The following is a 22,971-nucleotide window of genomic DNA, read 5'->3' as shown; positions in this document are numbered from 1 at the left end:
TGTGTGGCCGCCCGCCCCGCCCCTCCGCGCTGGGTGCCGATGGGGATCCAGGATTCCCTGTGGCTGGAGATGGACCGGCCGACCAACGCCATGGTGGCCGACGTCGCGGTGTGGACCGCCGAGCCCGTGGACTTCGTGCGGCTGCAGGCGGCGATCACCGAACGTTTCGTCGAGCGCTACCCGGTGTTCCGCAGCCGGGCCGTTCGCGACAACGACGGCAACTGGGGTTGGGAGCAGGACCCCGCTTTCGATATCGCCCACCATGTCAGCACCGCCACCCTGACCGACCCCGGCGATCCGCGAGGCATGCACGCCCTGGTGGCCGCGCATCGCACCGAGTTGCTCGGCAGCGACCGGCCGCTGTGGCGGGTCATCTTTGTCGAGCGCTACCGCGGCGGGAGCGCCATGATTCTGCGCAGCCACCACGCGATGGCCGACGGGATGCGCATGGTCCAGTTGGCGATGAGCCTGTTCGACGCCTCCCCGCAGGGCGGAGCGATCCTGGGTCCGGCGGTAGCCCAGTACGGCGCCCAGTCCGAGCCGGCCCGGCCGAAGGCGCGGTGGCTGCGAGGGGCCGCCGGCGAATTCACCGCGGTCGCGCGGGCCGCCGGACGGTGGCTGGCGAATGTGCGCAGGGGAAGGACCGCCACGACCGCTCGGCCGGCGCTGCGCGCCGCCGGACTCGGCCGCCTCGCGTTCCGCAACCCGCTGGGTGCGCTGCACTCCGCGCTGCACGGCCTTCGCAGGGCGTCATCGGGGGCCGCGACGGCGCTGCGGCGAACGCTGCCCGCCGGCGGCGCGCTGGCCGGTGTCGTGGCCGCCGCGCCCGGTGACCTCGATACCGCCCGCAAGCTCGTACTGGGCACCCGCAACGACGTCACCCTGTGGACCGGACCGGCGAGCGGCTTCAAGGGCGTCGCCTGGTCGCCGCCCCTGCCGCTGGCCGCTGTGAAGGCCGTCGCCAAGGCGCACGGCTGCACCGTCAACGATGTCCTGGTGGCCACCGTCGCCAGTGCGCTGCATGACTACCTGCGATCGCGAGACGCCCAGTGCGCTTCGGTGGCGTTCATGGTGCCGGTCAACCTCAAGCCGCTCGACCTGAGCCTGCCGGAAACGTTGGGTAACGAGTTCGCGCTCGTGCAACTTGAGCTGCCCACCGATGAGCCCGATCCGGTCGCGGTGCTGAGGATCGCCCAGCGGCGGATGGACCGGATCAAACGTAGCCACGAGGCCGCGATCGCCTTCCGGCTGCAGGAGGCGATCGCCAGGTTCAGCCAGACCATGTACGAGGCGTCGGTGGAGTTGTTCACCAACCGCACGGTCGGGGTGCTCACCAATGTGCCCGGGCCGCCGATCCCGGTCTACCTGGCGGGTGCACTGGTGGAGGGAATCGCCGGCTGGGCCCCCGTCTCCGGAGACCAACCGATGAGCTTCAGCATCTGCAGCTACAACGGCGACGTCGTGGTGGGCATCGCCTGCGACACCGAACTGGTACCCGGCCACGAGGGCATCGTCGACGGCTTCGCTGCCGCCTTCGACCGGTTGGTCGCACGCACTCCCGGGGCCGGCGTGAGCCCGATGATCTGACGCCGCAGCAGCAGGGCATCTGACCGATCCGGCTGCCGGTCCCTCGCCTTCCGGAAGGGTCGCGACGCGTCGGCGTACGCTTCGGTTTTTCAGGCACCGGTACACGCCCCACAGACAAGGAGGCACCACGACACGATGGCGACTGACACTATCCTCAAGGCGGCCAGCATCATCACCATGGACGAGGCGCTGCCTCGGGCGCGGGCGCTGGCGTTCGACTCGGGTACCGGCCGCATCACCGCGATCGGCTCGCTCTCGCAGGTGCAGGCGGCGGCACCCGGTGTCGCGGTGACCGACCTGGGCCCCACGGTGCTGATGCCCGGGTTCGTCGAACCGCACAGTCACCCGCTGCTGTCCGGGATGGCGACCCAGGAGCCGGCCTACTGGGTGTCGCCCAACGTCGGGATTCCCACCTGGGCGGACGTTCAGAAGATCTTCGCCAAGGCACATAAGGAGACACCCCCGGATCAGGTGCTGATCTTCAACGGGGTCGATCGGCTGCTGCAGCAGGCACCGCTTCCGACCCGGGCGGTGCTCGACCCGATCTTCGGTTCGCGCCCGGTCGTGGTGATCGACAACTCCGGACACGGCATCTACTTCAACAGCGCCACAGTGCAATTGATGGGCTGGCCTGACGGCAAGGCGCCGGCCGATCCGGTGGGTGGCACCTTCGGCCGCGAGGCCGACGGGGTGACCAGTGACGGCACCGCCTTCGAGTCCGGCGCGCTGATGATGGTGGTGGGCGCGGTGCTGCCCAAGGCCATCCCGCATCCGCTGCACTCCGGTGCGTTGTTCTACAAGCTGATGGCGGCCAACGGTGTCACCGCCACCTCGGAGCACACCTACAACTCGCGGCAGTACCAGGGTTATGCCGCGCTGTCCTCGGTCCCGGACTGTCCGCTGCGTCTGCACCTCTACCACATGTCGATCGAGCCGGACGCTGCCGCAGATCTCACCTTCCCCAAGCCGGACCTGGTGAGCAAGGTCGGCATCAAACTGTGGGCCGACGGCTCACCGTGGATCGGCAACGTCGCGATTTCCTTCGAATACCTCGACAACGAGACCACTCGCACGGCGCAGATCGAGTTGGGCCCACGCGGCGAGGCCGAAATGAATTACACCCGAGCCCAACTCGACGAGATTCTCGATCAGTTCGTGCCGACCGGGTATCAGATGGCCTTTCACTGCAACGGCGACGTCGGTTTCGACGTGGTGCTCGACGCCTATCAGCGGGCGCTGGCGAAGTTCAAGCTGCTCGGCTCCGATCACCGCTGGCGGGTCGAGCACCTCGGCGCGGCGCGGCGAGACCAGTTCGAGCGCGCCGCCTCCCTCGGTGTCACCTGCTCGCTGAGTCCGTTCCAGTACATCTACTGGGGCGATCTCCTCGACGGCGTGATGTTCGACTCCGAACACGGTTCGCAGTGGCAGCGCACCCGTGACGCGTTCGAGGCGGGGGTGCGGCCCAGCTATCACAACGACGGGTCGGTGTCGCCGCCGAACCAGCTGTACAACGTGCAGCAGACCGTGACGCGGACCACCGTCAACGGCAAGGTCCACGGTGCCGACCAGGCGGTCACCCTGGATCAGGCGCTGCGGGCGATCACCGTCAACGGGGCCTACCAGCTCAAGCGCGACCACGAGATCGGTTCGCTTGCCGTCGGTAAGTACGCCGACCTCGTCGAACTCTCCGCGGACATCTATACCGTCCCCGTCGATCAGATCGTCGACCAAGTGAAGGTTCTGGGAACGTGGTTGGGCGGGCGCAAGATCGACATCGACGCGTTCGTGGAACAGGTCCGCGGAATCGACCCGACCGAGCAGGGCATGGCAGAAGAACTTGCCCAGCAGGTCGGAACCCGCAAGTGCTGCTAGCAAGTCCGATACCGTGTGGCGATGCTGAGATTCCTGCTGGCTGCCGCGATCGCGGCGGGGACCGGCGTGGCCGCGGCGCCGCCGGGCTGGGCCGACCCCGAACCCCCGCCCCCCGCCTTGCCGATTCCCGACGTCACGAACTACCTGCCGATGAACCCGGCGGACTACACGGTCAATGGCGGCAAGTGGTACGCCTTCGCCGGTCCGCCCGGTGTGGTCTGCGTTCTGGACACCCTCAACGGTGACTACGGCTGCAGCGGACCGCTGCCGGGTGCGCCGGGCGGCGTCAACCTGGTCACCGGAGCGCCGGTGGGCCCGCCGAGATTCGACTCCGCCGATCCCGGGATCTACGCCGCCGCCGGCGAGGTCCGGCCGCTGCTGCCCGGTACCCGGCTGAGCTACCGGCAGGTGTTCTGCGGGGTGGACGACACCGGTGTGGTGGCCTGCTTGAATGCCCGTGAGCAGGTCGGTTTCGTTGTCGGACCCAACGGCACCTACATCGGGGCGAACGCGCCCGCTCCGGTCGGCGTGACCGACGCCAATTGAACGGACGTCACTGACAGAGATGAGGCCCGGCCATGACCGATGATGCGGCACGGTTCGGTGACCCCCGCATCCCCGCGGAGACGATCACCTCGCAATCGCACCTCTTCCGCCTCAGTGCCGTGGCGCCCACCACCTACGACGGCGGCTCGCTGCAGCAGGCGCACGAGGACAATTTCCCCATCCTCAAAGGCCAGGAGGCGAGCATCCAGCTCATCACCCTGCAGCCCGGCGGAATCCGGGAACCGCACTGGCACCCCAGCGCCTGGGAGATCAACCTCGTTCTGCGCGGTGTGGCGACCTGGGTGCTCATCGACGGCAACGGAAACCACGAGAGTTTCGAGGCCAACGTCGACGACGTCGTCTTCGCGCCGCAGGGTTCCTTCCACTTCTTCGAGAACCGGGGTGGTGCGGACCTCGACGTGCTGATCATCCAGAACACCAGTGCACCGGAAACCAAGGACAACATCGGGATCGCCCAGAGCCTCAGTAAAATCCCGGCGCGCGTGCTGTCCGCTCTGTTCGGCGCGAGCGAAGAGACCTTCGCTTCGTTGAAGAAGTCCGACGATGCCGTCGTCATCCTGCGTTCCCCCTGACTGCGAAAGAGCCGACCGATGAAACGCTGCGATCATGCCGATTAACCGGCGCAAGGTCCTCGGCGGCGCCGGCCTGGCCGGTGCGGCTGCCGCCGCCGGGGCGGGCGTGGATCGACTGCTGATCGGCGCCGAGTCCGGCCCGCGCACCGGACCGGATTCGGCCGCCGATGCGCTGGCAGACGACGCGGCGCGATTCGGTGATCCGCGTATCCCCGCGGAGTTGATCACCTCCCAATCGCACCTGTACCGGCTCGGCGCGCAACCGCCCGTGACGCATGACGGTGGCTCGTTCCGCCAGGCATCGGGGGAGAACTTCCCGATCCTGCGGGGGCAGGAGGCCAGCATCGTGCTGCTCACCCTGCAGCCCGGCGGGATCCGGGAGCCGCATTGGCATCCCAGCGCCTGGGAACTCAACATCGTCACCAGCGGGGTCGCGTCCTGGGTCATCATCGACGGCAACGGAAACCACGAGAGTTTCGAGCAACAGACCGGCGATGTCGTTTTCGCCCCGCAGGGCTCGTTCCACTACTTCGAGAATCGCGGCCCGGCGGACATGAAGATCGTGATCATCCAGAACACCAGTGCGCCCGAGGACGCCGACAACATCGGCATCGGCGAGTCGCTGAGCCGACTGCCGACCCGGGTGCTGTCCGCGATCTTCGGTGTCCCCGCACAGACCTTCGACTCGTTCCGGAAGATCGACACGTCCATCGTCATCCTGCGATCCCCATAAGCCCAGCTCAACGCGGCTGACAGCCGGGTGGTGTCCTCGTTCTGCAGGACCCGGAATCATCAACCGCCGGGTCGGTCGGGCCGATGCCGCCGGGGCCGCGCAGAACAGATAGTGGGTTCAGACGTCAGCGCGACGTCCGAAAGGAACCCACAGACATGACCACGCTTCTCGAGCAGATCCCGTCGCTGGCCCGGGCGTTCGGCCCCGGCCCGGTCGAGCGCAGCGCCACACCGGTATCCCGGCCCCAGCCGGCGATCATTCTCACCGACGACGCCTTCCGGACTCCGCGCGCCAAGGTCGCACACGGCCTGGTCCGCGGCAGCACCCGCTTCGACATCCGCGCCGTCGTCGACGCAACCTGCGCCGGCTCCGACGCCGGGATCCTCCTGGAGGGCCGGGCCGCCGGCATCCCCGTCGTCGCCGATCTTTCCCGGGCCCGATTCCTGGCCGGCGACGGCCGTCCGGCGGCCATCCTCGGAGTGGCCCCGCACGGCGGCCGGCTCACCCCTGAACTGCACGCCGAACTGGTGCGGGCGCTGCACCACGGTTTCGACCTCGTCAGCGGTCTGCACGACTACCTCTGCGACGACCCGGTGATTGCGCCGCTGGCCAAGCGCCTCGGCGCGACGCTCACCGACGTTCGTAAACCGCCGACCCACCGGCCGCTGCGGTACTGGACCGGCGAGGTGACCGAACTGCGCGCGACTCGCGTGGCGGTGCTGGGCACCGACTGCATGGTGGGCAAGCGCACCACGTCGCGTCTGCTGGTGACGGCACTGCGCGAGACCGGCACCTCCGCTGAGATGATCCACACCGGCCAGACCGGCTGGATGCAGGGCGGGAGCTACGGCATCGTGCTGGATTCGATGCCGTGTGACTTCATCGCCGGGGAAATCGAAGGCGCCATGCTGGCGTGCGCGGCCGGAGTCGATCCCGATGTCATGGTCCTGGAAGGGCAGTCGGCTCTGAGCAACCCGGCGGGCAGCGGAGCCGGCTCGCGCGGGCTCCTGGTCGCCGGCGACGCGCACGCGATCGTGCTGCAGCACAGCCCCGCGCGGATCTATTTCGACGGCTTGGAGGACCGCGGCTTCCGGATCCCCGACATCGCCGACGAGATCTCGCTGCTGGAGCGCTTCGGCCGGCCGGTGTGCGCGGTGACGATCAACACCTCGGGCATGGACCCGGCCACCGTCGACGCGGAGTGCGCGCGACTCGAGGAGCGCCTGGGCCGCCCGGTGGTGGCGCCGCTGGAGCAGGGCATCGGACGCGTGGTCGAGGTCGTGCGCGGCCTGGCGGGTAAGTGACCCGCATCGCCGTGACGACGTTCAGCGCCGCCACGCGGCGCAGCACCTGGCGATCGGTGAGTGAGCACCCCTGCCTGGCCGTGCTGCTGTGGGCCGCACTGCCGGTGGAGACCGCCGCCGCGGCCAACCTGGTGCTGCGGGTGGGCAATGTCGACTCCACCGGCGGTGGTGTGCTGGGCGTAGGTGCGGCGTTCGCGGCGATGTCGCTGGCTTTCGCCCTCGCGGTGATCCCGGCCGGGGTGCTGGTGGACCGCACGCCCGCGCGGCGAACCTTCGCCGTCGCCCTGATGTTGCGGGCACTGCCGATGCTGCTCGGGGGAATCCTCGCGCTCGGTGGTGGGCTGACGACCACCGCTGTGGTCGCACTGGCCGCCGGAGACGGGCTCGCGATGGCACTGCTGCGTCCGTCGTGGCAGCACTTCCAAGCCAGCCTGGTGCCCGCGGAGGCCGCCCGCGACGCGGCCGTGCTCGACGACTGGATCGCGCGCGCCGGGGCGCTGCTCGGAGCGGCCGGCGGTGGGCTGCTGGTCGCGATCGGACTGACCGGGGTCGGGCAGGTCGCCTGTGCTCTGGGGTTCCTGCCACTGCTGGCCGCCGTGGCGCGGGGTCTCGGCGCCGGGCTGTGCCCGCCGCGCCCCGATTCCGACACCGCGCGCACCCTGCGCAGCGCGTGGTCGGCTCTGCGGAGGGTGCCCCGACTGCGGGAAGCCACCCGGGCCGACGTCGTACTGCAACTGGCGTTGCCGGCCGGTGTGCTTGCCCCGGCGGTCACCGTGGCGATCTCGGCTGTCGACTACCTCTGGCTCATCGCGCTGGCCGCGGCGACGGGCGCGCTGGCCGGCATGAGCTTCGTGACGTGGGCGTGGCACCGGGTGTGCCACGCGCGACTGCTGCGCTACTCCGCAGCCATCCTGGTGGCCGTGCTTGTCGTGGAAGCCGTCGCGCTGTCGGGTGGCGCGGCGTTGACCCTCTCCCGGCTGGGCGCGGCGTGCCTGGCGGTGGCCGCCGGTGAGGCGGCCATGACGGTGATGATCGGCGTGACCGGCGCCATCGTGCAGGCCGACGCGCCCGCAGATGTCCGCGGAGCCGTCACCGGTCTCGCGCAGGCACCGCGGCACCTGGCGACGTTCGCGTCCGCGTCGGCCCTGGGTCTGGTGATGGCGTGGGCGGGTCCGGCGGTGGCGCTGGGCGCACTGGCCGTGGCACTGCTGGCGGCCGTGGCGCTGCTTGGCGGGTTCCGGCGATTGCGGCTCACACCGACGACAGATAACGGTGCGTGACGATCCGCTGCGCCAGCGCGAGCGCCGGACTACCCAGACGGCTCCACCACGTCGCAGGCTTCGAGAACGCCACCACCTCGGTGTAGACCCCGCCGTCGGCGGGGTCGAAGCGCACCCCGAACATCTCCTCGCCGGCAACCGGATGGCCGGGCAGGCTGCCGTAGGCGAACCCGCGCCGATCGGCGTCGTCGAGCACGTAGACCACCCGGCACGGCGCCACGAACGGCCCGAGCCGGCCGAGAACCTCGGTGCCGACGTGGGCCGCCTCGGTGGTCGCGGTGACCCTCAGCCCGGCTCCGCGCAGCATGCCGTAGCGCAGGATCGCTGCGCCGGCCCGCTCGAAGCGCTCGCGGCCGGACCCGATCCGCTGGCAGATCCGGACGTGGCGGTAGCCGACGGGCAGTGTCCCGGCGGTCGCCCCGACTTCCGGATAGGTCAACGGCAGGCCGGCCAGATCCTTCAGCTCCATGACGTCACCACCGCTCCAGCATGCCGCACCGGGCTGTCGCCGCCCGTACTGTGAGCCCATGGCCGCCGACCCGCCTCCCCGCGCGGGGTTCAGAGCCGGCTGGTCACGTCGGCGGGACCGGTTGCGGCAGCGGCCGGCTGCCGACTTCGCCTATCGCGTGGCGGTGGGCGTGGTCGGTCTGGCCGTGCTGTTCGTCGGCATCGCGGCGATCCCCTACCCGGGACCGGGATGGGCGATCGTGTTCCTCGGGCTGGCCATCCTGGCCTCGGAGTTCTACTGGGCACACCGCACGCTGAGCTACACCCGGGGGCGCTACGACACCGCGATGAGCTGGTTCCGGCGGCAGAGCTGGTGGGTGCAGGCGATGGGCGCGGTGCTCACCGCGGCCGCGGTGGTGGCGACCCTGTGGCTGCTGGGGGCATTGGCGTGGTCGGCCCGGCTGGTCGGACTCGACCACCCCGCCCTGGACAGCCCGATCGGTCGGGGGGCCTGATCAGGGCTGCCGTTAGCATGAACGCGGCCAGTCGCGACCTGTCGCGAACGGCAGTGACCGGTCGCGACCGAAAGTGACAACAGTGAGCGCCCCCGCAAGTCCCGCCCCGGCAGCCCAGATCAGGGTTGCCGCCGGAACCACCGCCGCGGCGGCGGTCCGCGACGCCGGTCTGCCCGGGCGCGGGGAGCCGGGCGCCGTCGTGGTGGTGCGCGACGCCGAGGGCGCGATGCACGATCTGAGCTGGGCGCCGCAGGCCGATGCCGAGGTCACCCCGGTGGCCGCCGACTCCGACGAGGGCCGCAGCGTGATCCGCCACTCCGCCGCGCACGTGCTCGCCCAGGCCGTCCAGGAACTGTTCCCCGCGGCCAAGCTGGGTATCGGCCCGCCCATCACCGACGGCTTCTACTACGACTTCGACGTTCCGGAGGCCTTCACCCCCGAGGACCTGGAGGCGCTGGAGAAGCGGATGCGCCAGATCGTCAAAGAGGGGCAACTGTTCTCCCGGCGGGTCTACAGCTCCGCCGAGGAGGCCCGCCGCGAACTCGCCGCCGAGCCTTACAAGCTCGAGCTGATCGACGACAAGTCCGGCGATCCGGACGTGATGGAGGTCGGGGGCGACGAACTGACGGCTTATGACAACCTCAACCCCCGCACCCGGGAGAGGGTCTGGGGCGATCTGTGTCGCGGACCGCACGTGCCCACCACCAAGTACATCCCGGCGTTCCGGCTGACCCGAAGCTCGGCGGCCTACTGGCGGGGCGACCAGAGCAAAGCCAGCCTGCAGCGGATCTATGGCACCGCCTGGGAGTCGCAGGAGGCGTTGGACCGTCACCTTGAGCTGCTCGAGGAGGCTCAGCGGCGCGATCACCGCAAGCTTGGCGTCGAGCTGGACCTGTTCAGCTTCCCCGACGAGATCGGTTCGGGCCTGGCGGTCTTTCACCCCCGGGGGGGCATCGTGCGCCGCGAACTCGAGGAGTATTCGCGGCGCAAGCACATCGAGGCCGGCTACGAGTTCGTCAACACCCCGCACATCACCAAGGAGCAGCTCTACGTCACCTCCGGACATCTCCAGTGGTACGCCGACGGGATGTTCCCGCCCATGCACATCGATGCCGAGTACGGCGCCGATGGGGCGCTGCGCAAGCCGGGGCAGGACTACTACCTCAAGCCGATGAACTGCCCCATGCATCACCTGATCTACCGCTCCCGGGGCCGCTCGTATCGGGAACTTCCGCTGCGGCTCTTCGAGTTCGGCACCGTCTACCGCTACGAGAAGTCCGGAGTGGTGCACGGGCTGACCCGGGTGCGGGGGATGACCCAGGACGATTCGCACATCTATTGCACCCGCGAGCAGATGCGCGACGAACTCTCCTCGCTGCTGCGGTTCGTGCTCGATCTGCTGGCCGACTACGGCCTCGACGATTTCTTCCTGGAGCTGTCCACCAAGGATCCGCAGAAGTACGTCGGCTCCGACGAACTGTGGGAGGAGGCGACTGAGACGCTGCGCGAGGTGGCCGAGTCCTCCGGACTGCACCTGGTGCCCGATCCCGGGGGTGCGGCGTTCTACGGACCCAAGATTTCGGTGCAGGTTCGCGACGCTCTGGGCCGCAGCTGGCAGATGTCCACGATTCAGCTCGACTTCACCATGCCCGAACGCTTCGAGTTGGAGTACACCGCCGCCGACGGCACCCGCCAGCGTCCGGTGCTGATCCACCGCGCGCTGTTCGGTTCGATCGAGCGCTTCTTCGGCATTCTCACTGAGCACTACGCCGGTGCCTTCCCTGCTTGGCTGGCACCGGTGCAGGTGGTCGGCATACCCGTCGCTGAGAACCATGTCGCCTACCTGGAAGATGTTGCCGCCGAACTGAAGTCGCACGGTGTTCGGGTGGAGGTCGACACCAGTGACGACCGGATGGCGAAGAAGATCGTCAACCACACCAACCAGAAGGTGCCCTTCATGCTGCTCGCGGGCGACCGTGACGTCGAGGCCGGGGCGGTGAGCTTCAGGTTCGGGGATCGCAGCCAGATCAACGGCGTACCCCGGGGCGAGGCGCTGTCCGTGATTCGGGCCTGGATCGCCGACCGCGAGAACGCCACTCCCAGCGCCGAGTCGGTGAAGGTCGGCGGTGACTGACGAGCGCCCGCCGATGATCGACACCGGGGTGGGAGACCCGGACCGTCTGCAGCGCCTCTGGACGCCGCATCGGCTCAGCTACATCGTGGACACCCCCCGACCCCGCGACGCCGCGCCGTCCAAGCAGCCCTTCACCGACATACCCACCCTCGCCGACGAGGACGGCCTGATCGTCGCCCGAGGCGAGCTGGTCTATGCGGTGCTCAACCTCTATCCCTACAACCCGGGACACCTGATGGTCGTGCCCTACCGGCAGGTCTCGGAGCTGGAGGATCTGACCGACCCCGAGAGCACCGAGTTGATGCTGTTCACCCAGAAGGCAATCCGGGTCATCAAGTCGGTGTCGCGGCCCGACGGTTTCAACGTCGGTCTCAACCTCGGCAGGTCGGCCGGCGGCTCGTTGGCCGAGCACCTGCACGTACACGTGGTGCCGCGCTGGTCTGGTGATGCCAACTTCATCACCGTCGTCGGGGAGACCAAGACCATCCCGCAACTGCTGCGCGACACCCGCAAACTGCTGGCCGACGAGTGGGCGGATCGGTGAGCGATTTCTACCTGATGACGCGGGCGGCCTACGTCAGGCTCAGCGCACCGCTGGCCAAGGCCGCGCTGCGGGTGGGACTCACCCCCGACACGGTGACCATCATCGGGACGGCCGGATCGGTACTGGCGGCACTGACCCTGTTGCCCATCGGCGAGCTCTGGTGGGGAGCGGTGGCAGTGTTTTTCTTCGTCCTGGCCGACATGCTCGACGGGGCGATGGCCCGGGAACGTGGCGGGGGAACCCGGTTCGGGTCTGTGCTCGACGCGGTCTGCGACCGGATCAGCGACGGCGCGGTGTTCTGCGGGCTGCTGTGGTGGGCGGCGTTCGGCCTGCGCAGCACCTCGCTGGTGGTCGCCACCTTGATCTGCCTGGTGACCTCCCAGGTGATCTCCTACATCAAGGCCCGTGCCGAGGCCAGCGGTCTCAACGGCAGCGGCGGGCTCATCGAACGGCCCGAACGGCTGGTGATCGTGCTGCTGGGGACCGGACTGGCGGATCTGCCGTGGTTTCCCATTCCGGCCGCGCTGCCGGTCGCGATGTGGCTGCTGGCGGTCGCCAGCCTGCTCACCGTCGGTCAGCGACTGCACAGCGTGCGCAGCTCACCGGGTGCGATGGACGGCACGGACGGGACGCTGGGAGTCGAGCGCAGGGGCGGCGAGCCGGGAAGCCCGCAGTCGTGATGGCCGGCCCGGTCGCACTGCGCAAGCCGGCCCCCTGGGGGGACTGGGGATACGCGGCTGGCTGGCAGTTGGTCCGGGCGATGCCCGAAGGCCTGGCGCGCAACATCTTCGGCGCGGGGGCGCGGTATGCCGCCCGGGGTGGAGGTCCGCAGCAACTCCGCCGCAACCTGGCCCGGGTGATCGGTACCGAGCCCGAGCGGGTGCCCGACGGGCTGATGAGGGCCTCACTGGCCTCCTACGCCCGCTACTGGCGCGAGGCGTTTCGGCTCCCGTCGATGGACCACGCCGCACTGACCGATCGGCTCAACGCGGTCTTTCGGGGCGCGGAGAAGTTCGACGACGCGTTGCTCGGCGGCCGTGGTGCGGTGATGGCCCTGCCGCACAGCGGAAACTGGGACATGGCCGGGGTGTGGCTGGCTCAGAAGTACGGCACCTTCACCACCGTCGCCGAGCGGCTCAAGCCGGAGTCGCTGTATCGCCGCTTCATCGACTACCGGGAGAGCCTGGGCTTCGAGGTGCTGCCGCTGACCGGCGGCGAGCGCCCGCCGCTGGAGATTCTGGCCGAGCGCCTGCGCGCGAACAGGTTCGTCTGCCTGATGGCCGACCGCGACCTCACCCGCGCCGGGGTGCCGGTCGAATTCTTCGGCGAGCCGACCCGGATGCCGGCCGGCCCGGCGAAGCTGGCGATCCAGACCGGCGCCCCGCTGCACCCCGCGCACGTGTTCTACGACGGCGAGGACTGCGTGGTCCAGATCGATGACGCGCTGGACACCCGCTCGGGCGATGTCGGTGTTGTCACGCAGGCGCTGGCCGACCGGTTCGCCGTCAACATCGCCGCCCATCCCCAGGACTGGCACATGCTCCAGCCGCTGTGGCTGGCCGACCTCTCCGAGCAGCGGCGCGCGGGCCTCGAGGGGCACGGGACCTGATGCGCATCGGGATGGTCTGCCCCTATTCGTTCGACGTTCCCGGCGGGGTGCAGTCGCACGTGCTGCAGCTCGCCGAGGTGATGCGCGCGCGCGGCCACGACGTCAGTGTGCTGGCCCCCGCCACAGACGATGCCGACCTGCCTGATTACGTGGTCTCCGGCGGGAAGGCGGTCCCCATCCCGTACAACGGCTCGGTGGCCCGGCTGCGGTTCGGTCCGGCCACCCACCGGAAGGTCAAGAAGTGGCTCGCCGACGGCGACTTCGACGTGCTGCACCTGCATGAGCCCAACGCGCCGAGCCTGTCGATGCTGGCGCTGATGATCGCCGAGGGTCCGATCGTTGCGACGTTTCACACCTCGACGACGAAGTCGTTGACGCTCAGCGTGTTTCAGGGAATCCTGCGACCGTGGCATGAGAAGATCGTCGGCCGCATCGCGGTCTCCGACCTGGCCCGGCGCTGGCAGATGGAGGCGCTCGGCTCTGATGCGGTGGAGATCCCCAACGGCGTGGACGTCTCCGCGATCGCTTCGGCACCGTTGCTGAGCGGCTATCCGCGATCCGGAAAGACCGTGCTCTTCCTGGGCCGCTACGACGAACCGCGCAAGGGCATGGCGGTGCTGCTGGGCGCACTGCCTGCACTCGTGGAGCGCTTCGGCGACGTGCAGATCCTCATCGTCGGGCGCGGCGACGAGGATGAACTGCGGGAGAGCGTGGGAGACCTGGCCGGCCATCTGAGATTCCTCGGCCAGGTCGACGATGCCGAGAAGGCCTCGGCGCTGCGGAGTGCCGACGTCTACTGCGCACCCAACACCGGCGGTGAGAGCTTTGGCATCGTGCTCGTCGAGGCGATGGCGGCCGGGACCCCGGTGGTCGCCAGCGACCTTGACGCTTTCCGCCGGGTGCTGCAGGACGGCAAGGCCGGACGGCTGGTCCCGGTGGAGGACTCCGAGGCGCTGGCTGCCGGACTGATCAGTGTGCTGTGCGACGACGGACTGCGGGCGCGCTATGTCAGGGCGGCCGCCGCCGCGGTGCGCCGCTACGACTGGGCGGTGGTGGCCGACGAGATCATGCGGGTGTACGAGACGGTGGCCGCCGCCGGGGCGAAGGTCGCGGTCGCCGGCTGATGGAGCCGGACTAGTGGCCCCGGGCCTGTACTGGTCGCTGACCGCCGTGCTGGTCGCGGTCCTCATCGTGCTCGCCGCGTGGGCCTATCAGACCGCCAACCGGCTCGACCGGCTGCACGTCCGCTACGACCTGTCCTGGCAGGCGCTGGACGCCGCGCTGGCCCGTCGCGCGGTGGTCGCCCGGGCGGTCGCCGCCGACGCCCGCGGCGGCGATCCCGAAGACGGCCGGCTGGCGGCTCGGCTGGCCGCCCTGGCCGACACCGCCGAACGGGCTCCCCGGTCCGCCCGCGAAGCCTGCGAGAACGAACTGTCCACCGCGCTGGCACGTGTCGATCCGTCCACCGTTCCGGCGGCCCTGGTCGCCGAACTGGCCGACGCCGAGGCGCGGGTGCTACTGGCCCGGCGTTTTCACAACGACGCCGTCCGCGACACCCTGGCGCTGCGCGAGCGCCGCCCGGTGCGTTGGCTGCGATTGGGCGGACGAGCGGCGCTGCCGCACTACTTCGAGATCGCCGAACCAGCCCAGCGATGACCCGGACCTCGGCGCGCGTGATCCTGCTCGACGAGCACGGGGCTGTGCTGCTGCTGTGCGGCTCGGATCCGGCGATCACCGACGGCAGCGCGCCGCGGTGGTGGTTCACCGTCGGCGGGCAGGCCCGCCGGGGTGAGTCACTGGCCGCTGCGGCGGCGCGCGAACTGGCCGAGGAGACCGGACTGCGGGTGCGACCGGGCCGGCTCGTCGGGCCGGTCTGGCGACGCGACGCGGTGTTCCGCTTCAACGGGGCGGTGATCTCCAGCGCGGAGTTCTTCTTCGTTCACCGCACCCCGCGGTTCGTGCCGTCGACCGCCGGGCACACCGCGCTGGAGCGCGGCTACCTCCACGACCACCGCTGGTGTGACGCGCCCGCGATCGCCGAGCTGACCGCGGCCGGCCAGCAGGTCTACCCGCTGCAACTCGGTGGGCTGCTCACCGAGGCGGGCCGGCTGGCCGACCGGCCGGAGGCGCAGCCGGGTGCGCAGCCACGCCCGATCAGCTGAGCCTCTAGACTGATCGAGTCGGAGGGAGCACCGTGGACGCTCAGACTGGGACAGCGCGCGTCAAGCGCGGCATGGCCGAAATGCTCAAGGGCGGCGTCATCATGGACGTCGTCACCCCGGAGCAGGCGCGCATCGCCGAGGCGGCCGGCGCGGTCGCGGTGATGGCGCTGGAGCGGGTGCCCGCCGACATCCGCGCCCAGGGCGGGGTGGCCCGGATGAGCGACCCCGATCTCATCGAGGGCATCATCTCCGCGGTCTCCATCCCGGTGATGGCCAAGGCCCGCATCGGGCACTTCGTGGAGGCCCAGATCCTGCAGAGCCTCGGCGTGGACTACGTCGACGAGTCCGAGGTGCTCACCCCGGCCGACTACACCAACCACATCGACAAGTGGAAGTTCACCGTCCCGTTCGTGTGCGGTGCCACCAACCTCGGTGAGGCGCTGCGCCGCATCACCGAGGGCGCGGCGATGATCCGGTCCAAGGGCGAGGCCGGCACGGGGGATGTGTCCAACGCGACGATGCACATGCGGACCATCGCCGGGGAGATCCGTCGGCTGTCGTCGCTGTCGCCCGACGAGCTCTTCGTCGCCGCGAAGGAACTGCAGGCGCCCTACGATCTTGTGGTCGAGGTGGCCCGCGCGGGCAAGCTGCCGGTCACGATGTTCACCGCCGGCGGTATCGCCACGCCTGCCGATGCGGCGATGATGATGCAGCTCGGCGCTGAGGGCGTGTTCGTGGGCTCCGGGATCTTCAAGTCGGGCGACCCCGCTCAGCGCGCGGCGGCGATCGTGAAGGCCACCACCTTCTACGACGACCCCGACGTGCTGGCCAAGGTCTCCCGCGGCCTCGGTGAGGCCATGGTCGGGATCAACGTCGAGGAGATCGCGCAGCCGCACCGGCTCGCGCAGCGCGGCTGGTAGCCACTCGTCCGATGGCGATCGAACAGATCCTCGGCCTGGAGCAGCTCGAGGTCAATATCTACCGCGGTGCCGTCTTCGACCCCGAATCGGGTTATCTGCGAAGGACATTCGGCGGTCACATCGCCGGACAGGCTCTGGTGTCGGCGGTACGGACCGTCAAGCCGGAATACCGGGTGCACTCGCTGCACGCCTACTTCCTGCGGCCCGGTGATGCCACGGAGCCGGCGATCTACCTGGTCGACCGGCCCCGCGACGGCGGCTCGTTCTGCACCCGGCGGGTCAATGCCGTCCAGAACGGCGAGGTCATCTTCTCGATGGGTGCGTCCTTCCAGCTCGAGCAGCGCGGCATCGAACATCAAGACCCCATGCCGATCACCCCGCCGCCCGATGATCTTCCGGACTTCCACACCCCGGGCGGGTTGGGGGTGCGCCTCTTCGGCGATCGCGCGTTCGGTCTGTTCGCCGAGTGGGACATCCGCAGGGTTCCACCCGAGCAGTTGGCGGCGGTTCCGGGAAAGGTGTCTCCACAGCAGGTGTGGTTCAGGCACCGCGACCCGCTGTCGGACGATCCGCTGCTGCACATCTGCGCGCTGGCCTACATGAGTGACCTGACGCTGCTGTCCTCGGCGAATTCCACCCATCCCGAGGAGCGCTCGCACCTGATGGTCACCTCGCTGGATCACGCGATGTGGTTCATGCGCCCGTTCCGCGCCGACGAGTGGTTGCTCTACGACCAGTCCTCGCCGTCGGCGTGCGGCGGCCGGGCCCTGACCCAGGGCCAGATCTTCAACCAGCGCGGTCAGATGGTCGCCGCGGTCGTGCAGGAGGGTCTGACCCGCTACGAGCGCGGGTACTCCCCGCCGCCGCGGTGAGCGGCCGCGCCGGCCGGCCGGTGGTGGGGGTGCTGGCGCTGCAGGGGGACACCCGCGAACACCTGGCGGCCCTGGACGCCGCCGGCGCCGACGCCCGCACGGTTCGCCGCAGCGAGGAACTCGAGGCGGTCGACGCCCTGGTCATCCCGGGCGGGGAGTCCACCACGATGAGCCTGCTGCTGCGGGAACTGGATCTGCTCGACCCGTTGCGAGCCCGCCTGGCGGCCGGAATGCCGGCCTACGGCTCATGTGCCGGGATGATCCTGATGGCCAGCGAGATCCTGGATGCCGGGCAACCCGGTCGCGAGGCCCGCCCGCTTGGCGCGATCGACATGGCGGTGCGGCGCAATGCCTTCGGTCGTCAGGTCGACTCCTTCGAGTGCGATGTCGAGTTCCGCGGGCTTGACGGCCCCGCCCACGCGGTGTTCATCCGCGCGCCGTGGGTGGAACGTCTGGGACCCGGCGTCGAGGTGCTGGCCCGGGTGGGTGACCACGTCGTCGCCGTCCGGCAGGACAGGATGCTGGCCACCGCGTTCCACCCGGAGGTGACCGGCGACCGCCGGGTGCACCGGCTGTTCGTCGACATCGTCACCGGTCGGGCCTGACCGGGCGGGCGGCTAGACTCGGACTCGCTCACACCCGCCGACACGGAGGAACCCTGCGATGAGCGGCCACTCCAAATGGGCCACCACCAAGCACAAGAAGGCCGTCATCGACGCCAAGCGCGGCAAGATGTTCGCCAAGCTGATCAAGAACATCGAGGTCGCCGCCCGGGTCGGCGGCGGTGACCCGAACGGCAACCCGACCCTGTGGGACGCCATCCAGAAGGCCAAGAAGTCCTCGGTGCCCAACGACAACATCGAGCGGGCCCGCAAGCGCGGCGCCGGCGAGGAGGCCGGCGGGGCCGACTGGCAGAACATCACCTACGAGGGTTACGGCCCCAACGGGGTGGCGGTGCTGGTGGAATGCCTGACCGACAACCGCAACCGGGCCGCCGGGGAGGTGCGGGTGGCGATGACCCGCAACGGCGGCAACATGGCCGACCCCGGCTCGGTGGCCTACCTGTTCACCCGCAAGGGCGTGGTCAACCTGGACAAGGACGGCCTGAGCGAGGACGACGTGCTGCTCGCCGTGCTGGAGGCCGGGGCGGAGGAGGTCAACGACCTCGGTGACAGCTTCGAGGTGCTCTGCGAGACGGCCGACCTGGTCGCGGTGCGCACCGCGCTGGTGGACGCCGGCATCGACTACAACTCGGCCGAGGCCGACTTCCGGCCGTCGGTGACGGTGCCCGTCGACCTGGACGGCGCCCGCAAGGTGCTCAGGCTGGTGGATGCGCTGGAAGACAGCGACGATGTCCAGGACGTCTACACCAACATCGACATCCCCGACGAGGTCGCCGCCCAACTCGACGAGGACTAGAGGCCGGGTATGTCGCTGCCCGGCGATGTCACTCGCGGCCGCTAGGCTATCGAACAGCTGTTCGTAGTCAGGAGGCGCTGGTGCGGGTGATGGGAGTCGATCCCGGGCTGACCCGGTGCGGCCTGTCGGTGGTCGAGGGCCGGGGCGGCCGGCAGGTCATCGCCCTGGACGTCGATGTGGTGCGCACCCCGGCCGCCGACCCGCTGGCCGTGCGGCTGCTGGCCATCAGCGACGCCGTCGAGCACTGGATGGACACCCACCGTCCCGACGTCATCGCCATCGAGCGGGTGTTCGCCAACGCCAACGCCAACACGGCCATGGGCACCGCCCAGGCCGGCGGGGTGATCGCCCTCGCGGCCGCGCGCCGCGACATCGACGTGCACTTCCACACCCCCAGTGAGGTCAAGGCGGCCGTGACCGGCAACGGCCGCGCCGACAAGAGCCAGATCACGGCGATGGTGACGAAGATCCTCGCGCTGCAGCAGAAACCGACCCCCGCAGATGCCGCCGACGCGCTGGCGCTGGCGATCTGTCACTGCTGGCGCGCGCCGATGATCACCCGGATGGCTGAGGCCGACGCGCTGGCGGCCGCGCAGCGCAAGCGGTATCAGGAAAAGCTGAAGGCGGCGGCCGGGCAGACCCGGGGGAGCGCGAGATGATCGCCGCCGTCCGCGGGGAGGTGATCGAGGTCGCTCTCGACCACGCGGTGATCGAGGCCGCCGGTGTGGGTTACAAGGTGATGGCCACACCCTCGACCCTGGCCACCCTGCGCCGAGGTGACGAAGCGCGGCTGATCACCGCGATGATCGTGCGCGAGGACTCGATGACTCTCTACGGCTTCGCCGACACCGACGCCCGTGATCTGTTCCTGCTGCTTCTCGGTGTCTCCGGGGTCGGACCCAAGATCGCGCTGGCCACCCTGGCGGTCTATGACCCCGTGATGCTGCGCCGGGCGCTGGCCGACGGCGACGTGACCGCGCTGACCCGGGTGCCGGGCATCGGTAAGCGGGGTGCCGAACGCATGGTGCTGGAATTGCGCGACAAGATCGGTGCTGTGCTCGGCGCCGGTGCGGGAGTGGCCGTCGGGGGACATGCGGTGCGCGCTCAGGTGGTGGAAGCCCTTGTCGGACTTGGCTTTGCGCTCAAGCAGGCCGAGGAGGCCTGTGACAAGGCGCTGGCCGACGATCCGGAGGCCGGCACGTCCGGTGCGTTGCGCGCGGCGCTGTCGTTGCTCGGCCGCAAGTGACCCGCACGTGACGTGGAAAATGAGGGAGTCCCGATGAGCCGGTTCGAGGACGACGGCGATCCCGTTGAGCGGGATCTCTCGCCGGCGCTGACGGTCGGCGAGGGCGACATCGACGCCGGGCTGCGGCCGCGGTCGCTGGGGGAGTTCATCGGCCAGGCGCGGGTGCGCGAGCAGCTTTCACTGGTGATCGAGGGCGCGCGCAACCGCGGCGGCACACCGGACCACATTCTGCTGTCCGGGCCGCCCGGTCTGGGAAAGACGTCGCTGGCGATGATCATCGCCGCCGAGCTGGGTTCGTCGCTGCGGGTGACCTCCGGTCCGGCGCTGGAACGCGCCGGGGATCTTGCCGCGATGCTGTCCAACCTCGTCGAGCACGACGTGCTCTTCATCGACGAGATCCACCGCATCGCCCGACCCGCCGAGGAGATGCTCTACCTGGCGATGGAGGACTTCCGCGTCGACGTGGTGGTGGGTAAGGGTCCCGGGGCGACGTCGATCCCGCTGGAGGTTGCGCCCTTCACCCTGGTCGGCGCGACCACCCGCTCGGGTGCGCTGACCGGGCCGCTGCGCGACCGCTTCGGGTTCACCGCGCACCTGGACTTCTACGAACCCGCCGAACTCGAACAGGTACTCACCCGCTCGGCGGGCATCCTGGGCATCGGCCTGGGTGCGGACGCGGGTGCCGAGATCGCCCGCCGTTCGCGCGGCACCCCGCGGATTGCCAACCGGCTGCTGCGCCGGGTCCGTGACTACGCCGAGGTGCGCGCGGACGGGGTGATCACCCGCGACGTGGCCAAGATGGCGCTGGAGGTCTACGACGTCGACGAACTCGGTCTGGACCGCCTCGACCGGTCGGTGCTCTCGGCGCTGACCCGAAGCTTCGGCGGGGGGCCGGTGGGGGTGTCCACCCTGGCTGTCGCCGTCGGTGAGGAGGCCGCCACCGTCGAGGAGGTGTGCGAGCCGTTCCTGGTGCGGGCCGGGATGATCGCCCGCACTCCGCGCGGGCGGGTGGCCACCCCGCAGGCGTGGACGCACCTGGGCCTCACCCCGCCCCCGTCCGCGGGTGCGCTGGGTCAGCCCGGCCTGTTCGAGTAGCCGCTCAGACCAGCGCCGGCGCGGCGACCGGGATGTCGGCGAGGATGCTCTCCAGCACCTCGAGCCCCTCGGTGAGCAGCGCGTCGCTGATCGTCAGCGGCGGCAGCAGGCGTAAGACGTTGCCGAACGTGCCGCAGCTGAGCACCAGCACGCCTGCGGCATGCGCCGCGCTGGCCAACGCTTTGGTCAGCTCGGGATCAGGTTCGGCGGTGCCGGACTTGACCAGTTCCACCGCGATCATCGCGCCGCGGCCGCGTACGTCGCCGATGCGGTCGTCGTCGGCCTGCATCCGGCCCAGCTTGTCCTTCATCAGCGCCTCGATCTGCTTGGCGCGCTCGAGCAGGCCGTCGAGCTCGATGGTCTCGATCGTCGCCAGCGCCGCCGCACAGGCCACCGGGTTACCGCCGTAGGTGCCGCCCACGCCGCTGACGTGGGGCGCGTCCATGATCTCGGCCCGGCCGGTCACCGCTGAGAGCGGCATGCCGTCGGCGACGCCCTTGGCGATCACGATCAGGTCGGGTTCGATGCCCTCGTCCTCGCAGGCGAACCACTGCCCGGTGCGGGCGACGCCACTTTGCACCTCGTCGGCGATGAACACCACGTCATTCTCGGTGCACCAGGCCCGCAGGGCGGGCAGGAATCCCGGTGCGGGAACGATGAATCCGCCTTCGCCCTGGATCGGCTCGATGATCAGGGCAGCCAGGTTGGCGGCGCCGATCTGCTTGTCGATCACCGTCAGGGCGCGCTCGGCGGCCAGTTCGCCGTCGGTGCCCCACTCCTTGTCGATCAGCCCGTCGCGGTAGGGGTAGGACATCGGGGCCCGGTAGATCTCCGGCGCGAACGGCCCGAAGCCGCTCTTGTAGGGCATCGACTTGGCGGTCAGCCCCATCGTCAGGTTGGTGCGGCCGTGATAGGCGTGGTCGAACGCCACCACCGCGGTGCGCCGGGTGTAGGCGCGGGCGATCTTCACCGCGTTCTCCACCGCCTCGGCACCGGAGTTGAACAGCGCGGTGCGCTTCTCGAAGGAGCCCGGCGTGAGCCGGTTGAGGTGTTCGGCGACGGCGACGTACTCCTCGTACGGCGTCACCATGAAGCAGGTGTGGGTGAAGTCGGCGACCTGATCGCGCACGGCGTCGACCACCCGCGGCGCGGAGTTACCGATGGTGGTGACCGCGATGCCCGAACCCAGGTCGATGAAGCGGTTTCCGTCGACGTCCTCGATGATGCCGCCGGCGGCGCGGGCGGCGAAGACCGGCAGCGTGCTGCCGACCCCGCGCGAGATCGCCGCGGTGCGGCGTTTGGCCAGATCGGTGGACACCGGTCCGGGGATGGGGGTGACGATTTTGCGGCTCTGTTCGACGATGCTCACGGGTGATCTCCTGGCGCGACGGACGGATCTACGCTGATCAGATAAGGGTAGCCTCGGCTGGCGGGGTTGCACCAGTCGGCGCGGGCGACGTCACGGTTTCGTACCGCCGGTGGCTCCCGGTGGCACACTGTGTCAGGCGGGGGCCGCGGCTGGGTCCCCGGCCAACCGTCCGCCCGCACCCGACCCGAAAGCCTGCCGCCATGGAACTGCTGACCTTCCTGCCCCTGATCATCATCCTGGGCGCGTTCATGCTCTTCGCCTCGCGCCGCCAGCGCAAGGCCATGCAAGCCACCATCGACCTGCACGAATCGCTGCGGGTCGGGGACCGGGTGCACACCACCTCGGGGCTTGAGGCCACCATCGCCGCGATCGCCGAGGACACCGTGGACCTGGAGATCGCGCCCGGGGTGGTGACCCGGTGGATGAAGCTGGCCATCCGGGACCGGATCGAGCCCGAACTGCCCGAGGCTGCGGCCGAAACCGACGCGGATCGGCTGGCCCAGGACTGATCGCCCGGCGCACCCCGTACCCTCTTGCGGGAGGCGCGCAGGCGAACGCAGGCGACACAGAGGAGAAACAGCAACGTGGCATCGTCATCGGCGCCGGTGCGGCCCTACCGCTGGCTGGCGTTGTTCCTGGTTGCGCTGATCGGGACCTACCTGCTGGTCTTCCTCACCGGTAACAAAGAGGCCAAGCCCAAACTCGGTATCGACCTGCAGGGCGG

General features: G+C 69.8%; 24 protein-coding genes and 1 pseudogene. 23 read left to right on the top strand and 2 right to left on the bottom strand.

Annotation, left to right across the window (positions count from 1 at the left end):
• The 7 genes from ACKOB8_RS00575 to ACKOB8_RS00545 all read left to right on the top strand — a co-directional run.
• Nucleotides 1-1,587, top strand: a 1,587-nt coding sequence (locus ACKOB8_RS00575; RefSeq protein ID WP_526374565.1) for a WS/DGAT domain-containing protein, incomplete at its 5' end; no start/stop codon positions are given.
• Nucleotides 1,588-1,722: 135 nt separating this feature from the next.
• Nucleotides 1,723-3,459 (top strand): amidohydrolase, encoded by a 1,737-nt coding sequence (locus tag ACKOB8_RS00570; RefSeq protein WP_526374563.1) that lies wholly within the window; start codon nucleotides 1,723-1,725, stop codon nucleotides 3,457-3,459.
• Nucleotides 3,460-3,480: 21 nt separating this feature from the next.
• Nucleotides 3,481-4,005, top strand: a complete 525-nt coding sequence (locus ACKOB8_RS00565; protein WP_526374561.1) for a hypothetical protein — start codon at nucleotides 3,481-3,483, stop codon at nucleotides 4,003-4,005.
• A 32-nt stretch (nucleotides 4,006-4,037) separates the two neighbouring features.
• The gene (locus ACKOB8_RS00560) at nucleotides 4,038-4,598 is read left to right on the top strand and encodes a cupin domain-containing protein (RefSeq protein ID WP_526374559.1); all 561 of its coding nucleotides are present in this window, start codon (nucleotides 4,038-4,040) and stop codon (nucleotides 4,596-4,598) included.
• A 31-nt stretch (nucleotides 4,599-4,629) separates the two neighbouring features.
• Complete coding sequence (locus ACKOB8_RS00555; RefSeq protein ID WP_526374571.1) at nucleotides 4,630-5,331, top strand: cupin domain-containing protein; 702 nt, start codon at nucleotides 4,630-4,632, stop codon at nucleotides 5,329-5,331.
• Nucleotides 5,332-5,486: 155 nt separating this feature from the next.
• On the top strand, nucleotides 5,487-6,635 hold the full coding sequence (locus ACKOB8_RS00550) for an N-acetyltransferase DgcN family protein (RefSeq protein WP_526374557.1): 1,149 nt from the start codon (nucleotides 5,487-5,489) through the stop codon (nucleotides 6,633-6,635).
• An 11-nt stretch (nucleotides 6,636-6,646) separates the two neighbouring features.
• On the top strand, nucleotides 6,647-7,915 hold the full coding sequence (locus tag ACKOB8_RS00545; RefSeq protein ID WP_526374555.1) for an MFS transporter: 1,269 nt from the start codon (nucleotides 6,647-6,649) through the stop codon (nucleotides 7,913-7,915).
• Here the strand turns inward: ACKOB8_RS00545 and ACKOB8_RS00540 are convergent.
• Nucleotides 7,887-8,384 (bottom strand): DUF1990 domain-containing protein, encoded by a 498-nt coding sequence (locus tag ACKOB8_RS00540; RefSeq protein WP_526374553.1) that lies wholly within the window; start codon nucleotides 8,382-8,384, stop codon nucleotides 7,887-7,889. The genes ACKOB8_RS00545 and ACKOB8_RS00540 overlap by 29 nt on opposite strands.
• Before the next feature lie 58 nt (nucleotides 8,385-8,442).
• Here ACKOB8_RS00540 and ACKOB8_RS00535 point away from each other — a divergent pair, with 58 nt between their 5' ends.
• The 14 genes and pseudogenes from ACKOB8_RS00535 (at nucleotide 8,443) to ruvB (ending at nucleotide 20,878) form a co-directional block, all read left to right on the top strand.
• On the top strand, nucleotides 8,443-8,877 hold the full coding sequence (locus ACKOB8_RS00535; protein WP_526374551.1) for a TIGR02611 family protein: 435 nt from the start codon (nucleotides 8,443-8,445) through the stop codon (nucleotides 8,875-8,877).
• Between the two features lie 82 nt (nucleotides 8,878-8,959).
• Complete coding sequence (gene thrS, locus ACKOB8_RS00530; RefSeq protein ID WP_526374549.1) at nucleotides 8,960-11,011, top strand: threonine--tRNA ligase; 2,052 nt, start codon at nucleotides 8,960-8,962, stop codon at nucleotides 11,009-11,011.
• Between the two features lie 13 nt (nucleotides 11,012-11,024).
• Entirely contained in the window at nucleotides 11,025-11,555 is a 531-nt protein-coding gene (locus tag ACKOB8_RS00525) for an ATP adenylyltransferase (protein WP_526374569.1), read from the top strand.
• A complete protein-coding gene (gene pgsA / locus ACKOB8_RS00520; protein WP_526374547.1) occupies nucleotides 11,552-12,235 on the top strand; it encodes a phosphatidylinositol phosphate synthase in 684 nt (227 codons plus the stop codon). The genes ACKOB8_RS00525 and pgsA overlap by 4 nt, the downstream gene beginning before the upstream one ends.
• On the top strand, nucleotides 12,235-13,164 hold the full coding sequence (locus ACKOB8_RS00515) for a phosphatidylinositol mannoside acyltransferase (RefSeq protein ID WP_526374545.1): 930 nt from the start codon (nucleotides 12,235-12,237) through the stop codon (nucleotides 13,162-13,164). The genes pgsA and ACKOB8_RS00515 overlap by 1 nt, the downstream gene beginning before the upstream one ends.
• Entirely contained in the window at nucleotides 13,164-14,288 is a 1,125-nt protein-coding gene (locus ACKOB8_RS00510) for a glycosyltransferase family 4 protein (RefSeq protein ID WP_526374543.1), read from the top strand. The genes ACKOB8_RS00515 and ACKOB8_RS00510 overlap by 1 nt, the downstream gene beginning before the upstream one ends.
• Nucleotides 14,289-14,313: 25 nt before the next feature.
• Nucleotides 14,314-15,326, top strand: a pseudogene (locus tag ACKOB8_RS00505) (NUDIX hydrolase).
• 32 nt (nucleotides 15,327-15,358) lie between these two features.
• Nucleotides 15,359-16,246, top strand: coding sequence for a pyridoxal 5'-phosphate synthase lyase subunit PdxS (gene pdxS, locus ACKOB8_RS00500; RefSeq protein WP_526374541.1), 888 nt, complete (start codon nucleotides 15,359-15,361; stop codon nucleotides 16,244-16,246).
• A gap of 11 nt (nucleotides 16,247-16,257) precedes the next feature.
• Complete coding sequence (locus ACKOB8_RS00495; RefSeq protein ID WP_526374539.1) at nucleotides 16,258-17,118, top strand: acyl-CoA thioesterase II; 861 nt, start codon at nucleotides 16,258-16,260, stop codon at nucleotides 17,116-17,118.
• A complete protein-coding gene (gene pdxT / locus ACKOB8_RS00490) occupies nucleotides 17,115-17,723 on the top strand; it encodes a pyridoxal 5'-phosphate synthase glutaminase subunit PdxT (RefSeq protein ID WP_526374537.1) in 609 nt (202 codons plus the stop codon). Before ACKOB8_RS00495 ends, pdxT begins: the two co-directional genes overlap by 4 nt.
• Nucleotides 17,724-17,781: 58 nt before the next feature.
• The gene (locus ACKOB8_RS00485) at nucleotides 17,782-18,537 is read left to right on the top strand and encodes a YebC/PmpR family DNA-binding transcriptional regulator (protein WP_526374535.1); all 756 of its coding nucleotides are present in this window, start codon (nucleotides 17,782-17,784) and stop codon (nucleotides 18,535-18,537) included.
• An 80-nt stretch (nucleotides 18,538-18,617) separates the two neighbouring features.
• Nucleotides 18,618-19,196 carry a crossover junction endodeoxyribonuclease RuvC gene (gene ruvC / locus ACKOB8_RS00480; RefSeq protein WP_526374533.1) on the top strand — a complete coding sequence of 193 codons (579 nt, stop codon included), beginning with the start codon at nucleotides 18,618-18,620 and terminating at the stop codon, nucleotides 19,194-19,196.
• Nucleotides 19,193-19,783 (top strand): Holliday junction branch migration protein RuvA, encoded by a 591-nt coding sequence (gene ruvA, locus ACKOB8_RS00475; RefSeq protein WP_526374531.1) that lies wholly within the window; start codon nucleotides 19,193-19,195, stop codon nucleotides 19,781-19,783. The genes ruvC and ruvA overlap by 4 nt, the downstream gene beginning before the upstream one ends.
• 33 nt (nucleotides 19,784-19,816) lie before the next feature.
• Complete coding sequence (gene ruvB / locus ACKOB8_RS00470; RefSeq protein ID WP_526374529.1) at nucleotides 19,817-20,878, top strand: Holliday junction branch migration DNA helicase RuvB; 1,062 nt, start codon at nucleotides 19,817-19,819, stop codon at nucleotides 20,876-20,878.
• Nucleotides 20,879-20,882: 4 nt separating this feature from the next.
• Here ruvB and gabT read toward each other — a convergent pair whose 3' ends face one another.
• The gene (gene gabT, locus ACKOB8_RS00465; RefSeq protein ID WP_526374527.1) at nucleotides 20,883-22,247 is read right to left on the bottom strand and encodes a 4-aminobutyrate--2-oxoglutarate transaminase; all 1,365 of its coding nucleotides are present in this window, start codon (nucleotides 22,245-22,247) and stop codon (nucleotides 20,883-20,885) included.
• 200 nt (nucleotides 22,248-22,447) lie between these two features.
• Between gabT and yajC the strand changes: the two genes are divergently transcribed.
• Both yajC and ACKOB8_RS00455 read left to right on the top strand, forming a co-directional pair.
• Nucleotides 22,448-22,756 (top strand): preprotein translocase subunit YajC, encoded by a 309-nt coding sequence (gene yajC, locus ACKOB8_RS00460; RefSeq protein WP_526374525.1) that lies wholly within the window; start codon nucleotides 22,448-22,450, stop codon nucleotides 22,754-22,756.
• Between the two features lie 75 nt (nucleotides 22,757-22,831).
• A partial coding sequence (locus ACKOB8_RS00455; protein ID WP_526374567.1) for a hypothetical protein occupies nucleotides 22,832-22,971 on the top strand: 140 nt, incomplete at its 3' end.

This window comes from Mycobacterium sp., assembly GCF_046091765.1.
In the GTDB taxonomy this organism is placed as follows: Bacteria; Actinomycetota; Actinomycetes; order Mycobacteriales; family Mycobacteriaceae; genus Mycobacterium.
Note: the sequence above shows the minus strand (reverse complement) of the source record. Positions and strands in the feature narration are given on the sequence as shown.

What these genes read in the sequence shown, in the direction of transcription:
- ACKOB8_RS00510 (WP_526374543.1), top strand. Translation starts at nt 13,164, where the DNA reads ATGCGCATCGGGATGGTCTGCCCCTATTCGTTCGACGTTCCCGGCGGG.
- ACKOB8_RS00565 (WP_526374561.1), top strand. Translation starts at nt 3,481, where the DNA reads ATGCTGAGATTCCTGCTGGCTGCCGCGATCGCGGCGGGGACCGGCGTG.
- ACKOB8_RS00515 (WP_526374545.1), top strand. Translation starts at nt 12,235, where the DNA reads ATGGCCGGCCCGGTCGCACTGCGCAAGCCGGCCCCCTGGGGGGACTGG.
- ACKOB8_RS00560 (WP_526374559.1), top strand. Translation starts at nt 4,038, where the DNA reads ATGACCGATGATGCGGCACGGTTCGGTGACCCCCGCATCCCCGCGGAG.
- ACKOB8_RS00535 (WP_526374551.1), top strand. Translation starts at nt 8,443, where the DNA reads ATGGCCGCCGACCCGCCTCCCCGCGCGGGGTTCAGAGCCGGCTGGTCA.
- ACKOB8_RS00495 (WP_526374539.1), top strand. Translation starts at nt 16,258, where the DNA reads ATGGCGATCGAACAGATCCTCGGCCTGGAGCAGCTCGAGGTCAATATC.
- ruvA (WP_526374531.1), top strand. Translation starts at nt 19,193, where the DNA reads ATGATCGCCGCCGTCCGCGGGGAGGTGATCGAGGTCGCTCTCGACCAC.
- ruvB (WP_526374529.1), top strand. Translation starts at nt 19,817, where the DNA reads ATGAGCCGGTTCGAGGACGACGGCGATCCCGTTGAGCGGGATCTCTCG.
- ACKOB8_RS00550 (WP_526374557.1), top strand. Translation starts at nt 5,487, where the DNA reads ATGACCACGCTTCTCGAGCAGATCCCGTCGCTGGCCCGGGCGTTCGGC.
- ACKOB8_RS00570 (WP_526374563.1), top strand. Translation starts at nt 1,723, where the DNA reads ATGGCGACTGACACTATCCTCAAGGCGGCCAGCATCATCACCATGGAC.
- ACKOB8_RS00485 (WP_526374535.1), top strand. Translation starts at nt 17,782, where the DNA reads ATGAGCGGCCACTCCAAATGGGCCACCACCAAGCACAAGAAGGCCGTC.
- yajC (WP_526374525.1), top strand. Translation starts at nt 22,448, where the DNA reads ATGGAACTGCTGACCTTCCTGCCCCTGATCATCATCCTGGGCGCGTTC.
- ACKOB8_RS00525 (WP_526374569.1), top strand. Translation starts at nt 11,025, where the DNA reads ATGATCGACACCGGGGTGGGAGACCCGGACCGTCTGCAGCGCCTCTGG.
- ACKOB8_RS00540 (WP_526374553.1), bottom strand. Translation starts at nt 8,384, where the DNA reads ATGGAGCTGAAGGATCTGGCCGGCCTGCCGTTGACCTATCCGGAAGTC.